The following is a 23,457-nucleotide window of genomic DNA, read 5'->3' as shown; positions in this document are numbered from 1 at the left end:
GCGCGCGACATCGTCGCCATGCTGTCGGAGACGCAGCAGGCCGCCGCCCGCACGCGCATGGCCTATCGGCAGAGCGCGGCCAACGCCAACGACCTCTACAATGGCCTGACGCCGGACCTGCAGGAGTCGCCCGGCGTCGTCTTCGAACGCGCCGCCTATCTGCGGCGCAAGGGCATGGACACCCTGGCCCTGCCGATGGTGGCGAACTTCCCAGCGCCGCCGACGGAAGAGGCCTCGGCCGTGATCTGGAAGGAGCGCAAGCAGCTGGTCGTCGCGGCCCTGCAGGCGGGCGACAACGCCGGCGCCTACGCCGCCGCCAGCAACACCCGCGCCCTCACGCCGACCGAAATCGCGGAGTCGGAGTTCTTCGCTGGCTGGATCGCGCTGAGCCGCCTCAAGAACCCCGACGCCGCCGCCGCCCACTTCGCCCAGATCGCCGCCGTCGGCGCCTCGCCGATCACCAAGGGCCGCGCGCTCTACTGGCAGGGTCGCGCCGCCGAGGCGCAAGGCGACCCCATCGCCGCCCAGGCCTTCTATTTCGAGGGCGCGCGCTACATCACCACCTTCTACGGCCAGCTGGCGGCTGAGAAGGCCGGGCTGAGGGAAATCCGGCTCGAGGGCGACCCGGTCATCACCCCCGCCGACCGAGCCATGTTCTACAGCCGCGAGCAGGTCCGCGCCGCGCGGATCCTCGCCGACATCGGCGCCCGCGACCAGTTCCGCAGCCTGATGCTCTATATCGACGACATCCTGCCGAACGCCCAGGAGACGGCCCTGCTGGTCGACATGGCGCGCGGCTATGGCGACCAGGACCTGGCCATGCGCGCGGTCCGCGCCGCCGCCCAACGCGGCATCATCCTGCCCGAGCGCGGCTATCCGCTTCTGGACCATCACTTCACGCCCGTGCCGGGCGCGGCCGAGACGGCCTTCGTCTATTCGATCTCGCGCCAGGAAAGTAACTTCGACCCCGAGGCCCGTTCGGGCGTCGGCGCGCGCGGCATGATGCAGCTGATGCCGGCCACGGCCTCGCTGGTGGCGCGCAAGCTGGGCGAGGACCACTCGGTCGATCGCCTGTCCGACGCGTCCTACAACATGCGCCTGGGCTCGGTGTACCTGGGCCAGATGGTCAACAATTTCAGCGGCTCATATATCATGGCCGCCGCCGCCTATAACGCCGGCCCGGGCCGTCCGGCCCGCTGGGTCAACCAGTGCGGCGACCCGCGCGGCGCGACCACCGACCCGCTCGACTTCATCGAGTGCATTCCGTTCTCCGAGACCCGCAACTACGTGATGCGGACCCTGGAGACGACCATGGTCTATCGCGCGCGGCTGAACGGCGGCGTGGCGCCGCTGACCCTGTCCAGCGACCTCAAGCGCGGCGGCTACAGCTACGCCGCCTCGGTGGCCTCGGCCGAGACGGTGGCGGCGCAGCCCTGATCCTCCATCCGATCTCCCCGGCGAATGCCGGGGCCCAGATGGAAAACCCGACATAGCCTCTATGGCCGCCGCGTTCGTTCCGACCAGCACTTGCGCTTTGAGGCTGGGCCCCGGCATTCGCCGGGGAAGTCGGTGAAATCAGAGCCGCTTCGCCGCCAGCACCAGGCCAGCGGGCGTATCGACCAACGTCCCGTCGAGACCAAAGACGCTCGCCAAAATCTCGCGCGACAACGCCTCGCGCGGCGCGCCCTCGGCCACGACGCGGCCGCGCGAGATCACGACCACCCGATCGCAGCTCCGGGCCGCCAGCCCCAGATCGTGCAGCGTGACCACCACGGCCGCGCCGGCCGCCGCTTCCGCTCGCAGCAAGTCCAGCGTCAGAAGTTGCGCGTCGGGATCCAGGCCCGCCACCGGCTCGTCCGCCACCAGCAGCGGCGCCCGCGTCGCCAGCAGGCGCGCCAACAGCACTCTCGCCCGCTCGCCACCCGACATGTCGAGCACGCCTCGCTCCCCAAGATCGCCAGCGCCGACACGGGCCAGGCAGGCGCGCGCCAAGGCGTCGGCCTCGGCTTCGGGGAGCTCGCTGGCGCCCAGGGCGGCGATCATTCGAGCCGGCAGGTTCCACGCGGCGCGACGCTCTTGCGGCAGATAGCCGACCAGGCGAGCGCGCTGCTCGGGCTTCAAGGCGCCGACAGCCTGCCCCGACAGAAGCGCCCGGCCCGCCGTCACGGGCAGCAGGCCAAGACCGGCGCGCAGCAGGCTGGTCTTGCCCGCGCCGTTTGGACCAACGATCCCGACGACTTCGCCCGCCGCGACGGCCAGACTCGCCGCCTCCAGCACCGTCTTGCGGCCCTGGCGGGCGCAGAGCGCCTCCAGCGTCCACAGCGCGCTCATGACCGCCAGCTCCGGGCGGCGCGCCAGGCCAACAGGGCGAAGGCGGGCGCGCCGAAGAGAGCCGTGACGACGCCCAGCTTCAGCTCCTGCTCGGTGGGGATCAGTCGGGCGGCGAGGTCGGCCAACACCAGCAGCAACGCGCCGGCCAGGGCCGAAGGCCACAGGATCCGCTTGGGATCATCGCGGACCAGCGCCCGCACCAGGTGCGGCGCGGCCAGGCCGACGAAGCCGATCACGCCCGCCGCCGCCACCGCCGCGCCGGTCAACAAGGCCGCGCCCGCGACCGCGTAGACCCGCAGGCGCGCCATCGGCAGCGCCGACATCCGCGCGGCCTCCTCGCCCAGGGTCAGCATGCGCAAGCCCTCTCCGGCCCGCACGCAGAGCGCCGCGCCGATCGCCATCGGGACCAGCGCGCGCAAGGCGTCCATCGCGTCGCGGTTCTGCACCGATCCCATAAGCCAGGCCAGGATCTCGGCCATCGCCACCGGCGACGGTGACAGGTTGAACACGAGGGCCGTCAGCGCGCCGCCGAAGGCTGACAGCGCCACCCCGAACAGGATCAGCGCCTCGGGCTCGCGAAACCGCGCCGCCAGCGCCACGACCGCGGCGCCGGCGACCAGGGCTCCGGCCAGGGCCGAGAGCTCGATCGCGCCCGGGATGACGGCCAACCCCGCCGAAATGGCGACCGCCGCGCCCAGGCCGGAGACCGCCGAGACGCCCAGGACGCCCGGATCGGCCAGCGGATTGCGAAGCAGCCCCTGCATGGTCGCGCCAGCCAGCCCGAGGGCGGCCCCGACGAGGGCGGCGACCGCGACGCGCGGCGCGCGGATCGTCCACAGCACCTCGCCCGGCGGCGAACCGGGGTGGGTCAGGGCCTGGACGTACTGGCTCCAGGCCAGCGGCGTCTCGCCCAGCGCCACGGCCAGGACGGCGGCCGCCGCCAGGACCAGCAGCATCAGCAGGCAAAGGCGGATCAGGCTCATCGCGCGGCCTCGGCCAGCATCCCCGCGCCGTCAGCCGCGAACCATGCGGGGCAGCCCACCACCGAGGCCGGCAACGAGGCGACCGTGCGGGTCGCGACCACGCGCTGGAGCGCCGCGTGGCGTCCCGGTCCCCAACGGTCGGCGCCGGCGCGCGCCATGTCGAACAAGCCCAGGACCACCGCCGTGGGCGGCGTCATCACCAAACCCTCCAGCGAGACAGGCGCGAAGTACGGCGCCTTGGAAGCGTTGGCGTAGCCGGCCGCCTTCAACATCGCGTCGATCAGCGTGCCCGATCCCGCCGTGAAGCCGCCCGGCGTCAGATAGAGGGCGGACCTGCCCTTCCCCGCCCCGGCCGCGCGGGCGAGCTGGGCGTCCATGCGGGAGACGATCGCCTCACCCTCGGCGCGACGGCCTAAGGCGGCGGCGACCTTGCGGACGTTGACGCGCAAGCCCTGGAAGTCGGCGGCGTCGTCCAGCGTCACGGTGGTCACGCCCTTCTTCTCCAGCGCCTTGGCGAGCCGCGCGTCGCCGCCCCACAGCCGCACCACGACCTGGGGCCGCGCGGCGACCAGGCTCTCGAACGTCGCCCGGCGCAGCGGAAGACCCGCCGCCGCGCTCCGCATATAGCTGTCGCGGGACACGGCGCGGTGCGAGAGGCCGACGATGCTGTCGCGCGGCGCCAGGGCCAGCACGTACTGGTCGGCGCAGGAATCCAGCGACATCACGCGGGGAGCCGCCTGGGCGACGCCCGGCGCGAGCGCCAGCGCCGCCACGAGGGCGCACAAGGCCTTGCCGGCGCTCATGAAATCAGTCCGTGACCAGGCCGTGCAGCAGACCGTCCAGCATCACCTTCATCAGCCCCTCGGACGAGGACCAGCCGCGCGAGGGCTTGGTGATCAGCAGCGACACCAGGCCGTGGCAGCCGGCCCACAGCACTTCAGCCGCCTCGACCGCCGAGCCCGAGCGCAGGCGGCCCTGGGCGGCGATCTGGTGCACCGGCTCGCTGAACTTCTCGAAGCAGCGGTCGCCCAGCGTCAGCAGGTCCGAGATCTTGTCCTGCGAGATGTGCTCGCCGGTGCTGCAGAACACCAGCTGGTAGGTGTTGGGGTTGTCGAGCGCGAACTTCATGTACGCCTCGAGCATCAGCCGCACCCGCGCCACCGGATCCACCGGCTGGGCCGCGATCTGCGTGTTCAGAGCCAGCAGACGCTCGATGGCGTCGTTGCTGATCTCCATCAGGATCTGGTCCTTATCGCGGAAGTGCATGTAGAGGGCCGTCGACGACACCCCGACCGCGTCGGCGATCTTGCGGATCGTGGCGCCGGAATAGCCTTCGGCGATGAAGATTTTCTCGGCGGCCTCCAGGATTTCGCCGCGTCGCAGGTGCCCATCCCCCTTGGGCTTACGCGCGGACTTTTGAGGCTTTTTCAGAACGACCGTCACGGAACTGGCTTCCCCTGCATTTCCCCACCCCACACTAAACGGGAATCACCCAGCCGTCGCAAGAACGTGCGTTGTAGCCAATTTAGCGATCCCTCGATCTCGCGCGCGCGAGAGAGCCTCGCAAAACGCGTGTTTTTCCATTTGACACTTTTTGGTTGAGACATCGTTATCCACGCCGTTGGGGCGATCTGGCGTCTTGGGGCGACGATGGCGCGTGAAGATAGACGGTTGGACCCGGCGTTCGCGCCGGCGGGCGGACCTGCGCCCTTATCCCAGCCAGGCTTGCAAGAGTTCGCGGTTCCGCAGGACCGCGACGGCGCTCACCTTTCGCTCTCGCCGGCGCAAGCCGCGACGATCGGAGTGGCCGGCCTGGCGATCGCCATCGCCCTGGCGCTGGCGCCGACCGCCGGACTGGTGGGCGTGCATCACCTGTTCTTCGCCGTCTTTCTGCTGGGCGGGCTGACGCGCCTGGCGGCCGCCTGCACGCCTCTGGCGACCAGACCGCCGCCGTCCTTGGCCGACGACGACCTGCCCGCCTACACGATCATCGCCCCGCTCTATCGCGAGGCCGAGGTGGTCGGCGAGCTGATCCAGAACCTGGCGGCGATCGACTATCCGCGCGATCGGCTGCAGGCGCTGATCGTGCTGGAGGCCGACGACGCCCACACCTTGGCGGCCGTCCGCATCCTCGACCTGCCGGCCTTCGCGCAGGTGCTGATCGTCCCGCCCGGAACGCCCAAGACCAAGCCCCGCGCCTGCAACCACGCGCTCGAACGGGCCCGTGGCGACCTCGTGGTGATCTACGACGCCGAGGACATGCCCGACCCCGGCCAGTTGCGAGAAGCCGCCGCCCGTTTCGCCGCCTCCGATGCGCGACTGGCTTGCCTGCAGGCGCCCCTGCGCATCGAAGACCCGGGCTTCTCGCTGTTCCTGCCCTCGCAGTTTCGCCTGGAATACGCCGCCCACTTCGAGGTGCTGCTGCCGGCGCTGGCGAGGTGGGGCCTGACCTTCCCGCTGGGCGGCACCAGCAACCACTTCAAGGTCGCCCCCTTGCGCGAGATCGGGGCCTGGGACGCCTATAACGTCACAGAAGACGCCGATGTCGGCTTCCGCCTCGCCGCGGCCGGCTACGGGCTGGGCGTGATCTCTCGGCCGACCTGGGAAACCGCGCCGACCACCTGGGGCCAATGGCTTCCGCAACGGGCGCGGTGGATCAAGGGCCATATGCAAACGTGACCTACTCAATTACACATTTTACTCAGCCCATTTCGATGCCCTCCAACTTCGTTGACGACGATATTCCTGTGGATAGTCGCCACGCTATGCGCCGGGCCAGTCCTTGCGCTTGAACCCGGCAAGGCTCGCCTCGCGGTAGGGCTGGGCCTCACCGGGCGGACAGAAGCCCGCGACATGATCATCATCGAATGGATCGACTTGCTCGCAGGCGTGTCGCCTATTTGACATCCTACCCAGCGGGCAGACGCCAATTGCGCCAACTTGGCCTTGAAGAGCGTCGCGCCCGTGCGAGCAAATCGAAGCTAGGCGCCGAGTTCGAATGCTTCTCGGGGTGCACGAGCGTCTTTGACCAAGGGCGTAGGATGAGAGGTATCCATATCAACGTGGTCTGGCAAAGCTTTTAGCGCCAAATTGCCTCGCCCATCGCTGCCGGTGAAATCCCAAAGAAGGGCGTATCCACGTATGATAAATATATTGAAAATTAAAAGCCCAACATACTACATTATAAATATAATCGTTCAGGGCATTATTACTCGCGGCCATGCCCGCCGCAAAGCGTTGAAATCTGTCTTTAGTTATCCCTTACCGGGCGCGCTGGCAGATACGTGGTTGAACGGCCAAGGGACGGACGCTCCACACCGACTGAGCATGAATGCGGGTGATGGATGTCAACGGCTTCCCACTGTAGTCATTCGACTACGACAAAGGCACTGACCAAGAAGAGGAAACGCGTCTGGAAAATTTGACGCCCCTCTGCATGGGATCGGTTATTTCGACCGCTGACCCCATGTGCTTGATCGTAAGATCATAACCGTCTGGCTAGTAAAGAATTTACCTCGGATGCAAGGCGGGACCGATGAAAAACGCCACTGGGCAACATCGACCCCACAACCCCAAAATCCAAAACTCAATCAAGGTGAAATGGCCGGGATGTGGTTGCAATGTAGGTCTCGGGAGACCGCCTACGACCGCTATAGACGCGGCAAGCAACCATCGAAAAGGCTTTAGAACTCAGGAATTTAGCTTCTCATCCCCCCTCCGCAGGATACATCGGTTCCCATAGCACCTTCCCATAGGATAGGTGCGCGCTGGCGAATCTGTATTCTGCGGAGGGGGAGAAAAAGAGGCAGCAAATCTAGGAATGCGCCTAGATGAGCGATAATCGAAAATCAAATATTGAGTGTTATGAATTTCAGACTGCTCTAGGCGAATACGCAGGGCGTTTCGCCGTTGAGCGCTGCGGGCGTAGCAAAGCACGCACGCGGCCAAGATAGACAACATCTTTCAGGAGCGGGAATGCCTCAACACGTCATAGCCTTCGATCTAGAGACCATTCCCGATCTCGAAGCCGTATCTCGTGTTCACGGACTTGAAGAGCACAACGACGAAGCGGCCGAAGAGCTTGTCGGCGACAAGTTTCCCAAATTGCCGTTGCACAAGATCGCCTGCATCGGCGCGGTGATCGCTGAGCGGTTGGAGGATCACTGGGCGATCCGTTCAATCGGCGCACCTCACATCGGCGACCGTTCAGAAGCCGACCTGATCACCGCCTTTTCCGACCGGTTGCTGCAACTACGGCCGACGCTCGTGTCGTACAACGGCCAAGGGTTCGATCTGCCGGTCCTCCGATACCGCGCCATGGCCAACGCCATTCCAGCGCCGGGCCTGTGCGCCCGCCCCTACTACAAGCGCTACGACGATGCTGCCGTTGACCTATGTGATGTGCTCGGCTCGTACAGCAGCGGCGCTAAGGCGAAGTTGGACGAGCTATGCCGCGTACTGGGGCTGGCCGGTAAACCGGATGGCGTAGATGGCGGGCAAGTGGCTGGCTACGTCAAAGCGGGCCGGATCGCCGATGTCGCGGCTTATTGCGAGACCGACGTCGTGAACACTTTCCGGGTATGGCTGCGATACGAGCTATTCCGAGGTGCGTTGAAGCCTGACGAGTTCCGGCGCAGCGAGGCGGCGCTCGCCGACTTCATCCGGGCACGGCTCGTCGAGAAGCCCCACCTTGCGTTCCTGATCGACGATCTGTGCCACGGCAGCGTCAACCCAAAATGAGCTTGGTCGCCAGCCACTACTAGACACGCTCCTCAACGAGTCATTGCCAGACCAGCACAATCTACAGTTATTCTAGACCTGCGACTCACACGCGAATAGTGTCACGCCGGATTTCATGCATGCCCACCGCGATCGGCCTTCGCTTCTATAAAATCTTCCCGCTGCGACTGCGCGACCGAGGCAGAGAAGCCGTCGATGCGTCCGACCTGAACCTCTCGCTGCCATCGTTTCTCGATCAATTCGTGGCCGACCGCACTGACGAAGACGCCGTGTCGGACGCAGCAAAGGAACGCGCCTTCTATTTTGAGCCGCTGGAGAAATACGGAGACGGCTGCACACGTGGCTATGTCCGTTACGGTACCTACGGATTCGAAAGCATAATAAAGAAGCTGGGAGCCAAGGAGGCCGCCTACAAGCGAAAGAGCGACGACGTGGAGGAAATCCCCCTCTACTTTGATATTTGGTCGCCACCCGGCGGCGAATTTTCCATCCTATCTTTTCAGTCGTTTGGAATTCGGTCCTGCATCCAGCTTGTACTGATAGAGATGCAGAAGCATTTTGAATCCGCTAATCCCGGCTACCGCTTACACACATTGAAGCTGATGGGAAATGACTCCCCCCAGACACTGTTTGCAAACGCGCCGGTGAAGAAGATCACCTTCGTCCGACACAACGCCTACAGTGACCGCTTCTCCTCCTATCGCGATGGAAAGCCGCCAAAGGCCATCGATCTAGAGGTGTCCTACAAGGCGAAGCGCGGGGGCAGCTTAGGGCGACTGAGGGACGTCGGGGGCAGCCTATCTCAAGACGAGAAGGGCGTTATATTGTTCGACGGTGATGAATTTGATGAGGCCACCGCCGAGGTGTTGATCGGGAAACGACGCAGGCCAGTCGGCATTGTCGGCCCAAACTCGGACACGGGAACTATCGATATTTCCGAGGCCGTCATCTACGGGCCTAGCGGCCACCCCACCTTCCCATCAGTTCGAGATCAGTCGAACGCAATTATGCAGGACTTCTACACGCGCCTGTTGAAGGCTTGATATGAAGATCGATGTAACCCCGATCATCAAGGATCACTTGAATACACTCAGGGATCACAGAACGGGAAAACGCTCACTATTTGATTTTGCTTTATTCTTTGTCGCGCCATTAGCAAGCATTGGCGTGCCTATATATTTCAAAATGAATTTCGATACAAATTTCTACAATTTGTCGATAACATTCTTTGGAATTTTCATCGCACTTCTGCTGAATGTTCAGGTGGCAATTTTTGGCATTTTCCAAAGAAAGTGGGAAAAGCCGGAAGACGAACACCTCGCATCTATTCAGGCAGAAAAGCTGAAAGAGAGACGCGCCCTTCTGGGAGAGCTAAATGCAAATCTCTCATATTTGGTGCTTTTTAGTTGTATCTCACTCGTTGCTTTCTTGGCGTTCTATGTTTTGAAGATCGATGAGAAAATTCCGTCCTGTGCAACATTCGCGATTTACACGCACTTCGTGCTCACTCTGTTCATGTCAGTGAAGAGGGCACATGTCCTTTTTCAGATGGAGTACGACGGGAACAACTAAGCGCTGCGCGATTTGCCCACCCGAATGAGACTAGACGATCAGGCTGACGCCGCGCGACGACCTCCGGGAAGGGCACGATATAGCGTCGCCGGGGCACAGCCCACCTGATTGGCGACTTCGGCGATGGTCAGCGTCCCCTCTGCAATCAGCGCCTTGGCCACGGTTAGCTTCCGGTCGTCGAGAGATCGCGGCCGTCCTCCTACGCGACCACGAGCCCGAGCCGCAGCAAGACCATGCCGAGTGCGCAGGCGTAGCTGCTCGACTTCGAACTGGTGCATCGACGACAGAAAATTCAGCCACAGGCGCCCACTGGGGGTGGTGGTATCTACTGCCTCCGTCAATGACTGGAGAGCGATGCCCTTCGCCGTCATCTGATCCACGGTCTCGATCAGTTGGCGCACATTCCGACCAATGCGCGAAAGCGAATGCACCACCAGTACGTCACCGGCGCGTGCATAGGTCAGGGCAGCCTCAAGTTCTGGGCGGTACGCCGCCGTACCACTGATCGTCTCACTGAAAATGCGCTCCGCGCCCGCTTTGGTCAGCGCGTCGATCTGGAGCGCGGGATTCTGCGAAGGATCGCTACAGCGGCAATATCCAATGATCATCAGCCCTCTCAAAACTCATCAACGGTAGCACATTATGCGACAACTATTTTAAGATATAGTTTTGCGATAGAATTCTTCAACGCCTGACGGAATTCTAGCCAGACTAAATCAGCATCTCGAATACGTTCGTTTTGTAGATACTGGAAGGTAGCCCTTGCCCGCCGATGCGAACGGGAGCCATCCCGCTCGGGGCGGAAAGCTTACGGTAAAGGTTTATACCCCAGAAAGGGCACAGCCATGCCCTTCGACGCCACCGCTTCGGTAAATGAAACCGCCATAGATTTTGCTGCCCGAGCGCTCGGGTCAGGACTGCGTGAGGCGCGACGAGGGGTGCGTCTCAGCCAGAAAGGTTTGGCGCTAGCGGCGAGCATCGAACTGGCGACGGTCCAAGGCTTGGAGCGCGGCGTCGGCACGCAACGCTCACTGCTCGCCGTCTTCAACGCTCTGCGGCTCAGATTTGCAGATCAACCGTCGGACGTCGCGCTCGGCCAGTGGATCGCCGATGCTCGCAAGGCGACGGGCAACTCGCAGGCGGCCGCCGCTTCGATCATCGGGGTGAGCAAGCCAACCATCATCCAGATCGAGCATGGGCGCGGCAACATTCGCAGCCTGCTCCAGATGATGCGCTTCTTGCGACTATCGCCGACGGTCGCCCCACAGGCCGACGCTCTGCATGGCGCTCGCCTGATCCTCGGTGACTGTCTGGAGGTTTTGCCCACGATCCCCGACGGCTCGGTCGATGCCGTCATCGCCGACCTGCCCTACGGGATGAGCAAGCTTGAATGGGACCGGCCGATCCCTCTGGATAGGCTCTGGGGCGAGTTCCGCCGCATTTTACGCCCGACCGGCGCCGTGGTGCTCACGGCCTCGCAGCCATTCACGGCCGAGCTAGTCGTGAGCAACCGGGAATGGTTCAAGTACGGCCTAGTGTGGGAAAAGAGCCGTCCCACCGGCTTTCTACAGGCCAACCAGATGCCGCTTCGGGCACATGAAGATATATGCGTGTTCAGCCCCGGCGTGCTGATCGGACGCCATCGCAGCCGCCGTCAAATGACCTTCAACCCGCAAGGGATCACGGCCTTAGCAGAGGACGGCAACGCACGGCGACAGCGCGGAGAAAGCAAATTTCTGGGCGGCACTGTCCGTAATGAGCGTCGCCCGACGCACACCGGCTACCCCACGTCGATCATTAGATTTCCGTCCGAGCCGCGCCCCGAACATCCGACGCAGAAGCCGCTGGCGCTGATGCAGCACCTTGTTCGAACCTACACGAACGCTGGCGACACCATCCTTGATTGCTGCATGGGCTCAGGCTCGACAGGTGTTGCAGCTATCCGTGAGGGGCGAGCCTTCATCGGGATCGAACAGAACCCGCAATACTTTGAGATCGCGCGACGCAGGTTCGCGACCGAGGGCTTGGAGACGGTGATCGAGGCCGAAGGAAAATCCGGTCGCTGAAGCCTGATCATGACTGGTTATCCAGACGTTCTGGTGAGCGGCCCCACGTTCAGGAACCCGGAGTCCAGCGAAGCCTGATGCCGGTCGAGCCAAGCCTTCGCACGCTCGTAGTCGGGCAAAATCGACGCCAGAAACGCCCAGAACGCATCGCCGTGCGAGCGATGTTTCAGGTGGGCCAACTCGTGCACCACGACATATTCCAGCACCCGCTTGGGCGCGAAAACGAGATGCCAGTTGATTTGAATGCCCCCCTCGGCGCCGCATGAACCCCAGCCAGATTTCATGTCGGCGACGCGGATCAACCGAGGCTGGAGCCCATGCCTCTTCCCATAGGCGGCGGCGATTGCCTGCACGTCCTGACGAACCTGCCGCTTTAGCCAGAGCTTCAGGTGCATGGCGACGATAGGGTCAGAGGCATCCGCCTCGACCCACGACGGTAAGTCCACGAGGAAGCCCGCCCGGTGCGTGACTTGTACGCCCGTGCCGTCATGCCGCCGAACCGTCAGGGACGCCATTCGACCTCGGAAGGGTATCTTTGATCCCGACATGAGACGCGGCACGACATGCTGAGTGGCTGTCTTCTCATCAAGCTCGCGAACGGTGTCGAAGAGCCACTGCCGCTTGCGGTCGAGAAAGCCTGCGATGGCTGCGTCGTCGTCCGTGGTCAGAGCCAGCACCTCGACATATCCCGGCGTGACCGTGATCCGTCGCTCCGACGCCGTGGCGGTTCGCCGAAGCTCGTAGGTGATTTCTGTCTGACCAACGCGCACGCTGGGCATCAAGGCGTCCCCGCATAGGCGTGAACCGCGAACTCTTCGATCTTCTCGCAGACGGCTGCTGCGTCCGAAACTCCGCTTGCGCGAAGGATGGGGCGGACAGCCTTCCGCAGGTCTTTCTTGTATCCGTCCATGAAGAACCAAGACGGCTGGTCGCGCAGCGCCGCTGCGTAGAGATCGCCGATCTGAATAGCGGCGGCCTGCACGCTGGCGTGGTCCACATCAGGCGCCAGCGCCTCTACGATACGCAGGATCGAGAACGCCCGCTCGTCTATCCCGAGATCGGCGTGGGCGCCTTGTTCGGCGTTGATGCCGCCGGTCAAATCCTCAAAGTCCCGCAATCCCTCGGCGGCGGCGATCTGCCCCTCCTCGAAGCGGCGGATAATCTCCAGCACTCGCTCGGAGAACCGGCCGTACTGGGCGGGGTTTTTGTCAACGAGTTCGCGGGTCACGCGGCGAAGCTCGGCCGATTTCCGGACGAACGCCTCCTGAAGCTCCTCCTCGGTCTTCTCCTCGACCTCGAAGTCATCGGCGAAGTTGGGATCGGTGATGGAGCGCAGGCGGATGGTGGTCGATAGGCCGGTGACGTGGACGTGCTCTTCCAGCATGTCCCTGATCTTCCCGGTGTAGCTCTTGTGATCGACGCTCTCGTCTTTCGAGATAACCTGCGTCGCCAGCCGCAGGAACGCCGCCGCCCATTTCACGTCGGCGGTGAACTCCAAGATCGCCGGATCAGGCGATAGGTCGCCGTAGACGCGGATGAAGTTGCGGGCGAGCCGCTGGAGTTCGAACCAATCGTCCTCGCGGTCTTCGGCGGCCATCCTGCCGACCACGTAGGCGGCGGCCTTCTCGTCCATACCGTCCAGACCCATCAGCCGCTTCTGGCGGGCGTAGCGGGCATGGGCTTCCTTCAGATCGTTCCGCAGGATGCCGATATCGCGAAGGGCGTTCTGCACGTCTTCGGCGCGGTAGGAGGCCAGAGCCTCGTCAAGGTGATTGGTCACCCCGATATAATCCACGATCCGACCGTGCGGCTTTTCAATCTCAACGCCATCCGGTCGCTTCAGCGAACAGGTACGGTTCGTGCGGGCGATGGCCTGAAGCAGCCCGTGCTCCTTCAACGGCTTATCCAGATACATGACGGCTTCTATGGGCGCGTCGAACCCGGTCAGCAGCTTGTCGCAAACGATCAGGAACGAGGGCTCTTCGCCGAACGCCTTGAAGCGCTTTTTGGCGTCCTTCTCGGCCGCGTCGTCCAGATACCAGCCTTCAAGCTCCGTCCGTAGCGCGGCGACATCGGGGTCTTCGGACGGTTTATTGTCCTCCTGCGATTTGGAGAACACGCAGGCGATCATCGCGTCGGCCTTGGTCTTCGCCTCGGTCTCGTCCATCCCACATTTCAACAGATCAGGGGCGATCACACTCGCAAGCGCGGCGCGGTAGAGCACCACGGCCTCACGGTCCACGCAGACGATCTGAGCCTTGAAGCCGTCCGGGCGGCAGACCTGCTTGAAGTGCTCCCAGATGTCGAATGCGATCAGTCGCACCCGCTCGGGGTGCTTGGCGATGGTGGCGAGCGACAGGCCCTTGGCCTTTAGCTGCTCGCGCTTTTCGTCGGGCAGATCGACGAACCAGCGGTCGAACAGAATGTCGAGTTCGGCCTCGTTGATCGACCAGTCTGTCTTCCGGCCTTCATAAAGGATCGGCACCGTGGCGCCGTCGCGCACCGCGTCGTCGATCCCATACTTGTCGAGATAGCCCTCGCCCGGCTCGCTGAAGCGAGCGTAGGTGTCCTTGTCGGTGCTCTTGATCGGCGTGCCGGTCAGGCCGAAGAAGCGCGCGTCGGGCAGGGTCGCCTGAAGATAGGCGCCAAGGTCTTTTTCCTGCGTGCGATGACATTCATCAACCAGCACGATCCAGTTATCCGAGTTCGGGATCGGTTGATCTGATCCGGCGAACTTGAAGATGGTCGAGAGCAGGATTTGGCCGCTGCCGCCGCGCGCGACGGCTTCGCGCAGGGCGCTGACTGAGGCGGCTTGCGTAGGGTTAGGCAAACCGCAGGCGACGAAGGTCTTGGAAATCTGGTCGTCGAGGTCGATGCGGTCGGTCAGAACAAGGATGTTGGGGTTGGCCAGCGACGGAGCGTCCAGCGTCAGGTGCGTCTTCAGCTTGAGCGCGAGGAAAACCATGGTCAGGCTCTTGCCCGACCCTTGCGTGTGCCAGATCAGCCCCTTCTTCAGCTTGCCTTCAGCGACGCGAGCGACGGCCTTATTGACTGCTCGGAACTGCTGGTAACGGCAGACCTTCTTGATCTTCCTGCCGGTTTCCGGGTCGGTCTCGAAGACGATGAAATGGGCCAAGAGGTCCAGAAGCCGCGAAGGCTCCAGCAGGCACCAGATGTCCTTGGAAAGGTCGTCGGGAAAGTCGGCCCGCTGACGCGGCCACGCATCTGGCCAAGGCGCGTAGAACTGCGATGGGCTTCCGGTGGCACCGTACAGGGTGGTGATGCCATCCGTCACCAGATTGAAGGCGTTGGAATAGAAGAGGCGCGGGATGTCACGCTCGTATTGCTTGATCTGCTCGAACGCCTCCTCAGCCTTCGCCGTGGCCTTCAGTGGGCACTTCGCCTCGATAACGACCAGCGGAATGCCGTTCACGAACACCACGATGTCGGGGATACGAGACCGTTGGGCAGCAACGCGGAACTGACGGACGACGTGGAAGCTGTTCCGCTCGGGGTGCTTGAAGTCGATCAGGGCGATGTTCCGCCCCTGAGCTTCGCCGGTCAGCTTGCGGGTGTGGGCGCCGCGCAGCTTCCTCTGCCATTCCTCGTTGTCGGAAAGAGTCGAGAGTTCGGCATAGATCGCCTCGGCGTCGGACGCGCTCATGCCGTTTAGGGATTGCAGCGCCTCGACTAGCACGGGCTTGAGAATGACGCGGTTTTCTTCCTGCCGCATCGCCATCGCAGTCTCAGGCGAAAGCGGCTCGTAGCCAAGCGCGGTCAGCGCATCGAGCGTCGGCTTCTCAGCGAGGCGGTATTCGCTCATGCTGGCACGCGGACGCGACCGGATAGAAGGTCGTCTGCGAGCACTGCCTTTGTCCGCACAAGCGCTTCAATTGTCGCTTCAGCCCGCGCTACTGTGTCCTCCTGAGCGTCTAGAATTTCAGCGATTTCACGCTGCTCTTCGAGTGGCGGAAATCTAATCAATAGCGCGTGCACGTTATTTCGGTTTAGGGTCGGAACAGAGGTTGCCGCGTCATAAGCATTCAGCTTCATTTCGCGCAATTTCCAATAGACAAAACGAGGGTGGTTACCCTTGAAGTCCTTAACCCAAAGCGTCGTGTCGTGAGGCCAGCAAGGGTCAGGCGAGAAGAAAACTGTCCCAAGTCGGCCCTTTCGACCGGTTATGACGGCGGGGCCTGCGACGGCAGCTTCGCTGTGGGAGTAAGATGGTCCCGACGATGAAATGACGTGGAACGGGCCAGCAACCGCTTGGCTTTCCGTTATGTCGAACCCCCGCTGAAGAACGAAATAGTCATCGCAGCGACCTTCGCTCCAGCCGTTAGGTAAGCCGCCCGGGCCGTATTCTTCATGGAGGGCAAGCCCCCTCTCCATGATCAATGAGAGATGGCCACCAAGAACGTGATGAGCTTGAGCAGCGGCGGCTTGAGCCGCCGCAATCGCCTCATCAACAGACCGCAGCACCTCGGCGATCCGCCTTTGCTCGTCTAATGGGGGAACGAGCGTAGTTTTCGAGGCTAACGTCCCCTTACGGATGTGTTTCATGGTGGTGCCATGAGCTTCATCGGCAAGATCGGGTATTGACGCCTCAAGTCGATATTGAAGCCAGCGGCGGTCGATCCCCTCGACGGGCGTTACCTTGAATAGGTGCTGGTTAAGGACAGCGGGCCCGCGTTCCCATCGCATCACCGCCAATGTTGCCGACCACGAAAAAATCAGATCGCCGTTTTCAATGCGATGTCGCGGTTCGACTTCGCCGTCATAAAAGTCCGTGGCTGAACCGGGGTTCGTAATCTGCGCGATCCGAATGATCGGCAAACCCTTCTTTCCCCAATCCTCCGGTTTGAAAGCTCGACCGTTGGCATAGTCGGCGAGCGTAGCAAAGCTCGCTTCGCGCCAGTTTCTAGACTCTGGATCATGCATAACCGAGCCTCTTTAGATGCTCGAACATCACCGCCTCAGCGCTGTTCCGCTTAGTTATCAGGTCTTGCAACTTGGCGATCTCGGCTGCGACATCGACAGCCTCCGCATCGGCACCGGTTTGGACGTAACGGCCGATATTGAGGTTAAAACCGTTTGTCTCGACCTCCTCGACCGACACCACGCGGGCCAACTTTTCGATGTCGGCGAAGCCGTGGAATGCCTCGACGAGCGCCTTTACGTTCGCGTCGGACAGGACGTTCTGTGCCTTGCCCGGTTGGAAGGTGACGTCGCCGTTGACGACCAACACCTTGCCCCTCCGATCCTGCGGCTTGTTCTTCCGTAGAATGAGGATCGCCGCCGGGATGCCCGCGCCATAGAAGAGGTTCGGCGCCAGCCCGATCACCGCCTCAATGATGTCGGCCTTCAGCATGCCCTCGCGGATACGGCCCTCGGCACCGCCCCGGAACAGCACGCCGTGCGGCACGACAACCCCCAGCATGCCGTCATCCTTGAGTGAGGCGACCATGTGCTGGACGAAGGCGAGGTCGCCATAGCCCTTTGGCGGGCAGCCGTACTTATCGCGACCGAAGGGATCGCCATTGGACCAAATGTCGTAGCCCCATTCCTTCACCGAGAACGGAGGGTTGGCCAGCACCCGGTCGTAGGCGCCGACGCCCGCGACGAACTCCTTGGCCTTGGGATCATATCGCTTCGGAGCTAACAGCGTGTCGCCCTTGGCGATGAAGGCGTCGTCGATGTCGTGCAGGAAGAGGTTGATCTCGGCGATGGACCACGTGTCGAGTTCCTTCTCCTGTCCGAATAGGGACAGGCTGCGGACATTGCCGCCGTGGTCCTTCACGTATTGAACCGCCTCTAGCAACATGCCGCCCGAGCCGCAGGTCGGATCGTAGATCGACATGCCGGGCTGGGGCTGGAGGCATTCGACGATCAGCCGCACGACCTGCCGAGGCGTGTAGAATTCGCCGCCTGACTTGCCCGCGCTGTCGGCAAACTGCTTGATCAGATACATGTAGGCGTCGCCGAGCATGTCGGCGGGCACGTCGGCGTTTCGCAGCCGATGCTTCTCGAAGTGGGCGAGCAAGGATTCAAGCCGCGCGTCGGGGAAGCGTTCCTGATTGGCGAAGTCGATGTCGCCGAAGACGCCGCGCAGCCGCATGTTCGCGTCTTCAATCGCCTTGAAGGCGATGTTCAGGTGTTGGCCGATCTGGGTGGAATGCTTTCGCACGGCGTCCCAGCGGTGCTCGGCCGGAATGTGGAAGCGATGCTCGTCAGGCTCGGCTGCTTCTTCGCGGTCGCCGGTTTCGGCGAGCAGCTTCTCGAACTCCTCGTCCCAAACGTCGCAAAGCCGTTTGTAGAAAAGTAGGCCGAAGATGTAGTCCTTGAACTTCCCCGCATCGACGTGGCCGCGCAGGATGTCCGCCGCCTTCCAGAGGTGGGATTCAAGTTCGGCTTGGGTCAGCTTGTCGCCCGGCTTACGAGGCGCGGGGCGCTCAGCCGTCGCTGCCGCAGCCATCGAACGAGAAGCCACGCTCGCGACCGGAACGGCATCGCCCTCGGTCAACCGCACCGAGCCGCCACGACCTCGGCCGCTGGCGATCATGCCCTCACGGATCAGGTCGTCGCGTACTTCCTGATACTCAGCTTCCGACCAGCCGAGCGCGCTTTGCAGCTTGCCATTCCCAGCGCTGCCGCCTGCGGAACGTAGCGCATCCAAAAGTTGCGCGCGACGTGTCTCGTCAATCATTCGAAGCACCCCTACTCAGGCGCAACTTGAATCCGATTAGGTCGAGTCAGGCAACCCAGCAGCCAAGCCTCATAGCGTAGATCGAGCCGCGCCTAGTTGCCGCCCTGAGCCTTCACTCGGCCAACGATATCGCCGAACAGCGCAACGGGGTCGCGATCTAACGCCTCGGCCAGTCGGATGAACTCGATAATGTCCAGCCGCCGCTGCCCTCGCTCAATCAGCGATACGAACGTCTGATCCCGGCCCAGCCGTTCCGCGACCTCCTCCTGCTTTAGCCCTGCGCGTTTGCGCGCCTCGATCAGCACCTCAACCAAGTGCCGATGGTCGCCGCCGAATATCGTTTTGGGCATGGAAGGCCAGCCATGTTTGGACTGGCGATCCACCTATATGCGCATTTTCCATAGGACACTTTTCCGTATTTTTAGGGAATGAGCGCCATCGTCGCCCCGTTCGCTGAACACGAGGGAGACGCGACCATGAAGACCTTCAAGGCCACCGTGCGGATGAATGGCCGCGCCGTGGAGGTGCAAGTCCAAGCCCGCACCGCTGCCGACGCCAGATCGATGCTGGAGGCGCAGTACGGCAAGCCTGCGATCCTGTATGGCCCGCACGAAGTGTTCTAGGAGCGATGACGATGGGCCTCCTGACCACGATCAAAGACCGTTTCCTGTACGGCATTGGCAACGAGGAAGCGGCCGGTCGCCTAATGCACGCCGCCGCCGTCAATGACATTCGGAAGCGGTGGAAACGCTTCCTCGGCCTTCACAACATTCGCCAACCAAACCTCCAGCACTTCTTGAAGTTCATCGCCACGCAGTACGGTCTGGAACTGTCAGAGGCGGACGAAGTGCGGATATTCGGCCGCGAGGCGTCGCGACTCTCATTCGACTTCGAGCGCTGGGCGCCAAGCTTCGCCACCCTCCTGATCAATCAGGGGATCATCGACGTCGAGTTGGCGGCCTAACCCAAGCGGCGAACAGCCCGCCGCGCCCAAGTCCACGCGCCGTACCACCGGCGTAACGCCTCGGCAGCCTCGTCGTCCCCCGTACCGATGACGAATAGACGAGACTGTTGAGGCGTTGCGGCGTCGCGGTGATCCAACAGCCTGCGGGCCGCGTGCCGAAGATGTGCGTCAACGATCACAACGCCCTGATCGAGACTATCCCGCAGAGCATGGGTCAACGGATGCGCCAGCGATGATCCGGTCATTCCGGACGTCGGTGCGGAATACAGCAGCAGGTCGGTCTGGACAGGATCGGTCACCCAAAGGCCCTGCGCCAAAAGCGACGCTGTGAAATCATCGGCGTCAGTCGGTCTGTCGAAGGCAACCAGCCACGGCGTCCAGATCATCGCCACCACCACCATCTAGAGGGACGACGGTCAGGCCAGATCATCAACCACAGACATTGCAGGGCGAGCACTGGACGCCTGTGCTCGAATAGCCATCGGACAAGGTGCAGCAGAACCGCATAGGACGGACCGCGATCTTTATTGACCACTACGTAGTTATGAGAAGCTCCCAGCAATTCAACGCTGAAATGGCGCTGAGAATGCGTCAATCCTTTTGATCGAAATAAGCTGTATAGATTGTACATCATAAAACTATTTATCCACTAAGGCGCGGTATTATATTTTACCGCTCACAGATTGGATAAATTTCTGATGGATGGAATATACAGACTGGCAATAACGACCTTTGGCGACAGCGACATCGAACGCGAATTGGACGCGGCACTGTACCTTGAGAGCGTGTGTCGTGGTCGTTGGTTATCGCCGCTGAGATGGACATTCGAGGCCGAGCCAAATGGCGTCACCGACACGATGCCAGTGCTCGTGGACACCATCGGGCGCATGGCGCTGGAGACGCCGGAAACTGGCCCCTCCCGCGTACAGGCGGAGGCCATTCCGACACCCCGTCAGCTTCGGCTATGGCGCCAACTTGCATTCCAGCAGGCGCGGGTGTTTCCGCAGCCGAATGGCGACCATCTGCCGTGGGAGCGTGTGCAATTCGAGGTCGTGGGCTGCATGGAGGCGGCGCGAGCAGCGGTGCGCGCTGTCGCCCAGCATCCGTGGAATGTCGTCGATGGTATCGCCACGGTGCATCCCGCCGACGCAGCGAAGCTGATGCAGAGCCCCTCCCCCGGCCTCCGCTATAGCGGTCGTCAGCAGCAGCCTCCGAAAGCCACGGGAGACGAATGGTTGCCGTTCGATTCCATCGACGATCTCATCGCTGCGATCCAAAGGGCGTCCGCTTGAAGATATGGAGGCCCGACGAATACCGGCGTTGGGTGCGAACCATGGAACTGATCCAGCTTACCGCCGGACGATCGCTCATCGTGCCGGTCGGCGGCGTGGGGATGGTACGTGCGCCTACCGCGTCGGAGCTAGAGGCTGCGTCCGATCTTCACGAGGTTCTCTCGGCTGACAACGCCAAGCCGTACCTCATCTCGTCCTCGCTGGTATGCTTGGTGCGCAGGATCGCACCACGCCACCTTGGCGATTTTCGGGGATCGCCGCCGCTCGTCGAACGACCCTACCGCCTCACCACCATCGAGCATCGGCGTCGTCACCAGCGACGCTGGATTGAAGTGCGAGGCCACCATCAAGCAGTGTGGCGTTGGCAACGCAACAATGCCTGAACAGCCCATCCTAGCTGGCCCTCCCCCTCGCAGGACCGAGAATAAATTCGACACTATGTGGGCGCCCCGGACCGTTGTCCCTTCGCCTTATGAAATCTTCAAACCTGTGCTCGCCGCTAGACCTAGCGATGGCGGAACGGACGAGACGTAGCAACGCTTCGTCAGCCTTGCCGATCAGGCTGCCGTCCTTAAAAAGATAGAAATTATCTAGTCCTCGGACGTAGACCATCACCGCGCCATCAGGATGAAATACGATCTTTTCCACAATCTTACAGATGGCTGTAGAAACCGCCGCTCGTAGGGCGTAGAGCGCCGCTCCGTCGGCCTCGCGCATCTTCGCCAAGAAGCTCGCTAGGGCGCTCTGATGATCCTTGAGCGGGATTTGTGCCTGCTCTTGAGCCCCAGCTTTCTCAAGCGCCTCGATGTGGACGTCGAGACTATCCAGCCTGCTGACCTGATCATCGTAGTAGCGGCGAATTCGTGTGTCTTCACTCTCGCTCAATTGAACGAGCAACCTGTTCACCCGCTTGTCGAGATCGTCCCGCGCCAAGCGCGCTGTCTCTAGCTCCGCTAGGCGCGGATCGGCGCGGGGTGCTTCCGCCGGGATGTCAAAATCTGACACATGCGCCAAGAACGCCTCCTCGAAAGGCAGATAGGGAAGGCGTAAGCGATTATTGCAGGTTCCACCGTGATGAGCACTTAAACATCTCAGTCGTGCTGTTCGGTCACGACTGTCCGAATTGGTGTTGCTGTGCAGGCTAAATGTTCCACCGCACTCGCTGCATTTCCCAATCCCCACGAACAAATTGCGGAAGGCCTTTGTGGAGTTGCGCCTTGGTGCTGCACGACGCTTTTCGACCAACGCCTGCACCCTTAAAAACTGAGCCTCGTCGATGATTGGATCACCGTAGTAGCCAGCGATTGGCGGACCGTCGGCACGGCGCCCGCGCTTAGCCGAAGGGTCCATAACCCCCGGCTGGTATTCACCCAAAACGGCCCTGTTGCAGACCAGCGAGAAAACAGAGTCCGCCGTCCACTGTCCCTTATCGGCTCTCTTACGTGGTTCACCGTTGAGTTTCGTCGGATTACGGCGCTGCCAGAACTGATAGTGCGTCAACACGCCTTCTTCATTCAGCATTCGTGCGATCTTGGTGGATGGAACACCACTCTCATAGAGATCGAAGATGCGTTGAATTACGGCAACGCGCTCAGGTATAGGGGCAAACCTAATTACCTTGTCGCCCTTCTGGCCCTGTTTAGTGAAACTGAGCCATGACGGCGCTACTGGTGTCCATGGGCGCCCCTCCGCCCGAGCACGCGCTTTGTCATTGTCATGCGCCTCCTTGACGTCCCGCGCCTTCTTTTTTGATTCCTTGTGGGCGCGTTCCGCATGAATGCACACCCGCATGTAGTCGAGCGTTTCCGCCGTCTCATCCAGAACGTGCCCCTCGGACAGGTTCACTACGCGAATACCATATATGCACGTTAGAGACGTGAGCAGATTGAGAACGATACCTTCCTTCTGACGCGAAAGACGGTCCATCGTATCGACGAGCAGATAGCTACCTCTTGTAACCACCCCATCCTTCACCGCCTCAATGAAGGCGGCGAGCGCGCCGTCGCTCAGATTCTTACCCGTGTACGCACTAATGGCGGGGTCTTTGTAGTCGGTGTTGAGCAGCAAGCCATTGGCTTCGCAAAATGCCTTAGCTTCGTCTGTTTGACGACGAAATGAGTCCCCAGCAGCCTGCACCTTGCTGCTAAAACGCGAATAAAGATAAGCAGTTACAGCCATTTCGAAACTCTCTGCGAAATTCCGATATATCAGGTGCAATTGGGTCGTACAAATGCAGACCCTGGCCGTCCACTCGCGCGGCCGCATCATCCGCCAGGCCCGCAACGCCGCGGCGCTGGTCCTCACCCTGGCCCAGTCGGTGGCGTCCTCGCACCTGCATGGCCCGGTGATGACGGTCGCGATCGCGGCGGCGGCGATCGACTATTGGCCGGACTCCCGGTTCGACATCCCGGCCGCCGACCTCGTGCTCTACGCGCTGGGCTGGAGCTCGGCGGCCATCGCGGGGGCGCGCGGCGTGATGCGCGCCGGGGGCCAGCCCAAGGCCCTGCACCTCTTCGGCATGCCCCTCTACTGGCTGGCGCAGAGCGCGGCGGCGGCCAAGGCTCTGGCCCAGTTCGTCACCGATCCGCACCGCTGGGACAAGACGCTGCACGCCCCGCGCTCTGGACGGGTCCGGCTGTAAGAAGGTATGGGCGGGCGATGGCTCCGAAGATCGCTCCCGCCCCCATCGTCATGCGCACCACCGGCTGGGCCGACTACGCCCTGCTGGACAGTGGAAACGGCAAGAAGCTGGAGCGCTATGGCCGCTACACGGTCGTGCGTCCCGAGCCGCAGTGCTTCTGGG

General features: G+C 62.2%; 22 protein-coding genes and 2 pseudogenes. 12 read left to right on the top strand and 12 right to left on the bottom strand.

Annotation, left to right across the window (positions count from 1 at the left end; translation table 11 throughout):
* Positions 1 to 1,437: lytic transglycosylase domain-containing protein (locus Q0379_RS03520; protein WP_299004306.1), on the top strand; the 1,437-nt coding region annotated here is incomplete at its 5' end.
* Between the two features lie 138 nt (positions 1,438 to 1,575).
* On the opposite strand, the gene Q0379_RS03515 is transcribed toward Q0379_RS03520, so the two are convergent.
* From Q0379_RS03515 to Q0379_RS03500, 4 genes are read right to left on the bottom strand one after another with little or no spacing between them, the layout of a single operon-like run.
* Complete coding sequence (locus tag Q0379_RS03515) at positions 1,576 to 2,331, bottom strand: ABC transporter ATP-binding protein (RefSeq protein ID WP_299004303.1); 756 nt, start codon at positions 2,329 to 2,331, stop codon at positions 1,576 to 1,578.
* Positions 2,328 to 3,314 (bottom strand): iron ABC transporter permease, encoded by a 987-nt coding sequence (locus tag Q0379_RS03510; RefSeq protein ID WP_299004301.1) that lies wholly within the window; start codon positions 3,312 to 3,314, stop codon positions 2,328 to 2,330. The genes Q0379_RS03515 and Q0379_RS03510 overlap by 4 nt, the downstream gene beginning before the upstream one ends.
* Positions 3,311 to 4,117: an ABC transporter substrate-binding protein gene (locus Q0379_RS03505; RefSeq protein ID WP_299004299.1), complete on the bottom strand. Its 807-nt coding sequence runs from the start codon at positions 4,115 to 4,117 to the stop codon at positions 3,311 to 3,313. Before Q0379_RS03505 ends, Q0379_RS03510 begins: the two co-directional genes overlap by 4 nt.
* A 4-nt stretch (positions 4,118 to 4,121) precedes the next feature.
* Positions 4,122 to 4,757, bottom strand: a complete 636-nt coding sequence (locus Q0379_RS03500; protein WP_299004297.1) for a TetR/AcrR family transcriptional regulator — start codon at positions 4,755 to 4,757, stop codon at positions 4,122 to 4,124.
* Positions 4,758 to 4,964: 207 nt separating this feature from the next.
* Here Q0379_RS03500 and Q0379_RS03495 point away from each other — a divergent pair.
* From Q0379_RS03495 to Q0379_RS03480, 4 genes and pseudogenes are all read left to right on the top strand, one after another.
* Positions 4,965 to 5,990, top strand: a pseudogene (locus Q0379_RS03495) (glycosyltransferase); the annotation flags it as partial.
* Positions 5,991 to 7,289: 1,299 nt separating this feature from the next.
* On the top strand, positions 7,290 to 8,054 hold the full coding sequence (locus Q0379_RS03490) for a ribonuclease H-like domain-containing protein (protein ID WP_299004295.1): 765 nt from the start codon (positions 7,290 to 7,292) through the stop codon (positions 8,052 to 8,054).
* Between the two features lie 119 nt (positions 8,055 to 8,173).
* The gene (locus Q0379_RS03485; RefSeq protein WP_299004292.1) at positions 8,174 to 9,097 is read left to right on the top strand and encodes a hypothetical protein; all 924 of its coding nucleotides are present in this window, start codon (positions 8,174 to 8,176) and stop codon (positions 9,095 to 9,097) included.
* Position 9,098: 1 nt separating this feature from the next.
* The gene (locus tag Q0379_RS03480; protein ID WP_299004290.1) at positions 9,099 to 9,626 is read left to right on the top strand and encodes a hypothetical protein; all 528 of its coding nucleotides are present in this window, start codon (positions 9,099 to 9,101) and stop codon (positions 9,624 to 9,626) included.
* Positions 9,627 to 9,664: 38 nt separating this feature from the next.
* On the opposite strand, the gene Q0379_RS03475 is transcribed toward Q0379_RS03480, so the two are convergent.
* On the bottom strand, positions 9,665 to 10,234 hold the full coding sequence (locus Q0379_RS03475; protein ID WP_299004288.1) for a recombinase family protein: 570 nt from the start codon (positions 10,232 to 10,234) through the stop codon (positions 9,665 to 9,667).
* Between the two features lie 237 nt (positions 10,235 to 10,471).
* On the opposite strand from Q0379_RS03475, the gene Q0379_RS03470 reads away from it, so the two are divergent.
* Positions 10,472 to 11,692 carry a DNA methyltransferase gene (locus Q0379_RS03470; RefSeq protein WP_299004286.1) on the top strand — a complete coding sequence of 407 codons (1,221 nt, stop codon included), beginning with the start codon at positions 10,472 to 10,474 and terminating at the stop codon, positions 11,690 to 11,692.
* A gap of 17 nt (positions 11,693 to 11,709) precedes the next feature.
* On the opposite strand, the gene Q0379_RS03465 is transcribed toward Q0379_RS03470, so the two are convergent.
* The 5 genes from Q0379_RS03465 to Q0379_RS03445 form a co-directional block, all read right to left on the bottom strand.
* Positions 11,710 to 12,471: a SprT family zinc-dependent metalloprotease gene (locus Q0379_RS03465; protein WP_299004284.1), complete on the bottom strand. Its 762-nt coding sequence runs from the start codon at positions 12,469 to 12,471 to the stop codon at positions 11,710 to 11,712.
* Complete coding sequence (locus Q0379_RS03460; protein ID WP_299004282.1) at positions 12,471 to 15,515, bottom strand: type I restriction endonuclease subunit R; 3,045 nt, start codon at positions 15,513 to 15,515, stop codon at positions 12,471 to 12,473. Before Q0379_RS03460 ends, Q0379_RS03465 begins: the two co-directional genes overlap by 1 nt.
* Positions 15,512 to 16,633, bottom strand: coding sequence for a restriction endonuclease subunit S (locus Q0379_RS03455; RefSeq protein WP_299004280.1), 1,122 nt, complete (start codon positions 16,631 to 16,633; stop codon positions 15,512 to 15,514). The genes Q0379_RS03460 and Q0379_RS03455 overlap by 4 nt, the downstream gene beginning before the upstream one ends.
* The gene (locus Q0379_RS03450) at positions 16,626 to 18,398 is read right to left on the bottom strand and encodes a class I SAM-dependent DNA methyltransferase (protein ID WP_299004278.1); all 1,773 of its coding nucleotides are present in this window, start codon (positions 18,396 to 18,398) and stop codon (positions 16,626 to 16,628) included. The genes Q0379_RS03455 and Q0379_RS03450 overlap by 8 nt, the downstream gene beginning before the upstream one ends.
* Before the next feature lie 92 nt (positions 18,399 to 18,490).
* Positions 18,491 to 18,781 carry a helix-turn-helix transcriptional regulator gene (locus Q0379_RS03445; RefSeq protein WP_299004275.1) on the bottom strand — a complete coding sequence of 97 codons (291 nt, stop codon included), beginning with the start codon at positions 18,779 to 18,781 and terminating at the stop codon, positions 18,491 to 18,493.
* A gap of 93 nt (positions 18,782 to 18,874) precedes the next feature.
* On the opposite strand from Q0379_RS03445, the gene Q0379_RS03440 reads away from it, so the two are divergent.
* Both Q0379_RS03440 and Q0379_RS03435 read left to right on the top strand, forming a co-directional pair.
* Complete coding sequence (locus tag Q0379_RS03440; protein WP_299004273.1) at positions 18,875 to 19,021, top strand: hypothetical protein; 147 nt, start codon at positions 18,875 to 18,877, stop codon at positions 19,019 to 19,021.
* An 11-nt stretch (positions 19,022 to 19,032) separates the two neighbouring features.
* Complete coding sequence (locus Q0379_RS03435) at positions 19,033 to 19,362, top strand: hypothetical protein (RefSeq protein ID WP_299004271.1); 330 nt, start codon at positions 19,033 to 19,035, stop codon at positions 19,360 to 19,362.
* Here Q0379_RS03435 and Q0379_RS03430 read toward each other — a convergent pair.
* Positions 19,359 to 19,754, bottom strand: a complete 396-nt coding sequence (locus Q0379_RS03430; protein ID WP_299004270.1) for a hypothetical protein — start codon at positions 19,752 to 19,754, stop codon at positions 19,359 to 19,361. The two genes, Q0379_RS03435 and Q0379_RS03430, sit on opposite strands and share 4 nt — an antisense overlap.
* Positions 19,755 to 20,045: 291 nt before the next feature.
* Here Q0379_RS03430 and Q0379_RS03425 point away from each other — a divergent pair, with 291 nt between their 5' ends.
* Positions 20,046 to 20,654 carry a hypothetical protein gene (locus Q0379_RS03425; RefSeq protein WP_299004268.1) on the top strand — a complete coding sequence of 203 codons (609 nt, stop codon included), beginning with the start codon at positions 20,046 to 20,048 and terminating at the stop codon, positions 20,652 to 20,654.
* Positions 20,655 to 20,695: 41 nt separating this feature from the next.
* Positions 20,696 to 21,037, top strand: a complete 342-nt coding sequence (locus tag Q0379_RS03420; RefSeq protein ID WP_299004266.1) for a hypothetical protein — start codon at positions 20,696 to 20,698, stop codon at positions 21,035 to 21,037.
* Positions 21,038 to 21,047: 10 nt separating this feature from the next.
* Here Q0379_RS03420 and Q0379_RS03415 read toward each other — a convergent pair whose 3' ends face one another.
* The gene (locus Q0379_RS03415) at positions 21,048 to 22,832 is read right to left on the bottom strand and encodes a recombinase family protein (protein WP_299004263.1); all 1,785 of its coding nucleotides are present in this window, start codon (positions 22,830 to 22,832) and stop codon (positions 21,048 to 21,050) included.
* A gap of 52 nt (positions 22,833 to 22,884) precedes the next feature.
* Between Q0379_RS03415 and Q0379_RS03410 the strand changes: the two genes are divergently transcribed.
* Positions 22,885 to 23,295 (top strand): hypothetical protein, encoded by a 411-nt coding sequence (locus Q0379_RS03410; protein ID WP_299004262.1) that lies wholly within the window; start codon positions 22,885 to 22,887, stop codon positions 23,293 to 23,295.
* 17 nt (positions 23,296 to 23,312) lie between these two features.
* Positions 23,313 to 23,457: pseudogene (locus Q0379_RS03405) on the top strand (class I SAM-dependent rRNA methyltransferase); the annotation flags it as partial.

This window comes from uncultured Caulobacter sp. (assembly GCF_937900395.1).
GTDB lineage: Bacteria > Pseudomonadota > Alphaproteobacteria > Caulobacterales > Caulobacteraceae > Caulobacter.
The sequence above is the reverse complement of the archived record's forward strand: the minus strand, read 5'-3'. Positions and strand labels throughout refer to the sequence as shown.